Annotated in this window: 4 protein-coding genes; all 4 read right to left on the bottom strand. The window is 47.7% G+C overall.

Annotated elements, in window-relative coordinates; genetic code table 11:
• Positions 1–153: 153 nt before the first annotated feature.
• Complete coding sequence (locus tag RDL68_RS06195) at positions 154–711, bottom strand: NUDIX hydrolase (protein ID WP_308540806.1); 558 nt, start codon at positions 709–711, stop codon at positions 154–156.
• On the bottom strand, positions 708–2414 hold the full coding sequence (gene recN / locus RDL68_RS06190) for a DNA repair protein RecN (protein WP_308540805.1): 1707 nt from the start codon (positions 2412–2414) through the stop codon (positions 708–710). Before recN ends, RDL68_RS06195 begins: the two co-directional genes overlap by 4 nt.
• Positions 2414–2866, bottom strand: coding sequence for an arginine repressor (locus RDL68_RS06185; RefSeq protein WP_308540804.1), 453 nt, complete (start codon positions 2864–2866; stop codon positions 2414–2416). The genes recN and RDL68_RS06185 overlap by 1 nt, the downstream gene beginning before the upstream one ends.
• Before the next feature lie 24 nt (positions 2867–2890).
• Positions 2891–3442, bottom strand: a 552-nt coding sequence (locus RDL68_RS06180; RefSeq protein ID WP_308540803.1) for a polyprenyl synthetase family protein, incomplete at its 5' end; no start/stop codon positions are given.

The following is a 3442-nucleotide window of genomic DNA, read 5'->3' as shown; positions in this document are numbered from 1 at the left end:
CCCGGCTTCTTTTGCCGTCGGATCACCGTTCCAGTATGCCACAAGACCATGCGCACACTCATGAGAGATGATGGTGTACGTAATAGCGATAACGGACGTGATGATTTCCATTACAGATACAGAGAAGTTTTCTCCAAACATAGCCCTTCCGTTCTATTTTGTTTTGGACTGATGAAGTTGATGCGCATAGAGGATGGCGATAATCGTTTTGGCATCCACAATCTCAAAATTCAGCACCATGCGGTACAGTTCATCCAAATTGTGCTCTTCCACCGTCAGAAATTCGGTAGCATCTAAAGGTAATTTCGACACTTCTAAGTCGCGAGCAAGAAAAAGGCTCAGTTTCTCATCGGTAAAACCGGGAGAAGCATAGGCGTCCATCAAATATTCCAGGTGATTTGCTTTAACGCCTACCTCTTCTTGCAGCTCACGCTGTGCCGCGTCCTTTGGCGATTCGCCCGGTTCCACTAATCCCGCTGGAATCTCCAACAAGGATTGCCGCACGGCAATACGATATTGGCGAACCATAAGCATCGTATTCTCGTCCTTTAACACGATCATGCCCACGCCACGTTGATGGGAAACAATTTCACGTTTGGCATACCCCATATTAGGCAATTCTACCGTTTCGACGCGAAGATGGACGATGCGTCCATCGTATATTTCTTCGGTTTTTATCGTGCGCTCCATCGCATTCGTATCTTCACTCATGACATGCCCCTTTGTTCAGCCTTCCATTGCCTTGCCTGTTCAATCATCTCTCTTGCGCTATTGCAGGTAATGTCCGTAATATGCACGCCGCCAAGAAGACGCGCCTGCTCCGCTATACGCTCTTCTTCGGATAGTTCATGCAAAGAAGAGATCGTTTCCTGTTCGTGGGAAATTTTCTTCATGGCGAAATGGGTATCCGCAATGGCAGCAATCTGCGGAAGATGGGTAATTACAAGCACCTGATGTCTTTTCGTTAAACGGAACAACTTTTCCGCGACAACCTGGGCAGTACGTCCGCTTATACCGGTGTCAATTTCATCAAAAACAAGGGTCGGCATGGCGGTTATCTCGGAGGCAATAATCTTTAGCGCCAACATAAAACGCGACATTTCTCCTCCACTCGCCACTTCGGAAAGAGATTGCATGGGTTCACCGGGATTCGTGGAAATCTGAAAGTCTACGATATCTTCTCCCGTCGCACCGATCGTATTGGCTTTGTCAAAGGGAATCGCAAACGAAATTTTTTGAATCGCCATCTCCAGCAGTTCTTCCTTCACTCGCTTTTCCAGTTGTCTGGCAGCAGCAACACGCAGTGAATGCAATGTATCCGCTTTTTCTTGCAGCGCTAAACGAAGCGAATGCTGTTTTTCCTGCAGTGCATTTCGTTCCTGCTCAATATGGTCAAGAAGCTGTAAACGGTTATCCGCTTGTTCTCGAAACGCAAGAATAGTCGCATTGGTTTGCCCGTATTTCCTTCTGAGCATCTGTAGAAGAGTAAAGATGCCATCCACCTCTTCAATGCGTTGCGGATCGATCACAATCGAATTACGGTACTCTTCCAAATCCTCCTGGAGCGCTTCCATTTCCGCTTCCATTTGCCACATGCGGTCACGAAGCGAAGAAGCCTCTTCATCTTTGCGTGCCAAAAGATCGAAACTCTGCGCACAGCTCATTAGCCCATCACGTAATCCGCGATCGCCGCTTACCGCGCCAAAAAGGCGGTTTGCTATCTGCAAGCGCTCTGTGGCGGATACCAGCGATTTATACTCGCGTTCCAGATCTTCTTCATCCAGATGTGTAAGGTCCGCAGAGTCAATTTCCGAAATTTGATAGCGCAAAAGATCCTTCTCACGCAAAACATCCTCCGGCGAAAGCGAAAGACGATCCAATTCGCTTTGCACCGCATGAAGATTCTGGAGCGTGTCGCGCAATGCTTTTTTTTCGTTCTCCGCACGTACACCAATAAAACTGTCAATAAGCGGAAGGTATGTTCGTGGAGACTTTAACAGATTCTGCGCATTCTGCGCATGAATGTCCAAAAGAAGCTCCATGACGCGGCGATAGGACTGCAGCGTGACCGTAACATCATTGAGACGCTGACGAGATCCTTTTTGCGAAAACTCCCGTCGTGCGAGGATCAAGCGCTCCTCAAGGGGAATACCCAATTGCTCCATTTCTTCACAGAGCGTCTTATCGGTTAACTCTTCCATTTCCGACCAAGTAAAACATCCCTCTACGACTGCTGTTTTATCCCCGTGCAAAATACGTTTTTCGGCACGTGCGCCCCGTAAGAAATCCAGTGCATCAACAAATAAACTTTTCCCTGAGCCCGTTTCACCGGTTACCACGGATTCCGCGGAAGGAAAAGAAACCTCTACGGTATCCAGCAGGGCAAAATGTTGAATCCGCAGTTCAGTAAGCATTATTGAATGAACTCCTCAATATCTTTAACCAGCTGATCCAGCTGTGTAATGTCCGTTGGTGCGATAAAAAGCGTATCCACGCCGGCGACAATGCCTGCCACATGATCCAACTTGGCATTGGTAATCGTCATGGAAACAACGGGTGCGCAGTAAATGACCGTCTCAATAATGACCATATTGCCGTTATGATAAACACTAAGAATCGCTGAGCGAAGAATTTTATGCAAACGCTCGTTTAACGAATCGTGCACGGAATCCAAAACGGTATATTTATAATCTCCTTTTACCGTTTGTACTTTAGAAATGCGAAGTTCCTTTATATCGCGGGAAATCGTCGCTTGCGTAGCGTGAACGCCATGTTCGCGCAAAAGTTCCGCCAACCCTTCCTGCGTCTGCACCTCTTGTTGTTCTATCAAATCGAGAATGAGACGCTGTCGATTATATTTTTTCATTTTCTCCCCTTCCATCGCCAACCGTTATTCCCTAACCAGCTCCGAAAAGATGGTTATTAACTTCTCCCCATGCGCAAAACCTTGTGCAAGAGAAACTGCGGAGGAAAAGAGCGCCTCCCGTTGTTGTTGGACGCTTGTGCCTAAAGCCGAAAAGTAGGTTTGTTTTTGCTCCTTTTCGTCCTGTTGCCAATCGCCTTCATCATCCTTCAACTGAAATGCAAGACCGTATAAAGCACCGAACCGGATGGCTATGTTCGTCTCCTTTTCATTCGCTCCCGCAAGGATTGCTCCCATCCCACAGGATGCGGCAAAAAGTGCGCCAGTCTTTTTCTCCACCATCCTTCTAAGCGCCTGCGTATCGCAAACGTTCGACTGCATATCCAAGATCTGTCCGCCGATCATTCCGTGAAGTCCACTCATGCGGCTAAGCAACGTACCGGCTTTTGCCAAGCGTACGGTAAGCGGCTCGTTTGCATTGCCTAATGAAGTAAAAAGCACTTCATACGCGCCATTAAGAAGGGCGTCTCCGCAAAGCAAAGCTTCCGCTTCCCCAAACGCGGCATGAACACTTAATTT

The sequence above is a fragment of the uncultured Murdochiella sp. genome (assembly GCF_902488755.1).
In the GTDB taxonomy this organism is placed as follows: domain Bacteria; phylum Bacillota; class Clostridia; order Tissierellales; family Peptoniphilaceae; genus Murdochiella.
Note: the sequence above shows the minus strand (reverse complement) of the source record. Positions and strands in the feature narration are given on the sequence as shown.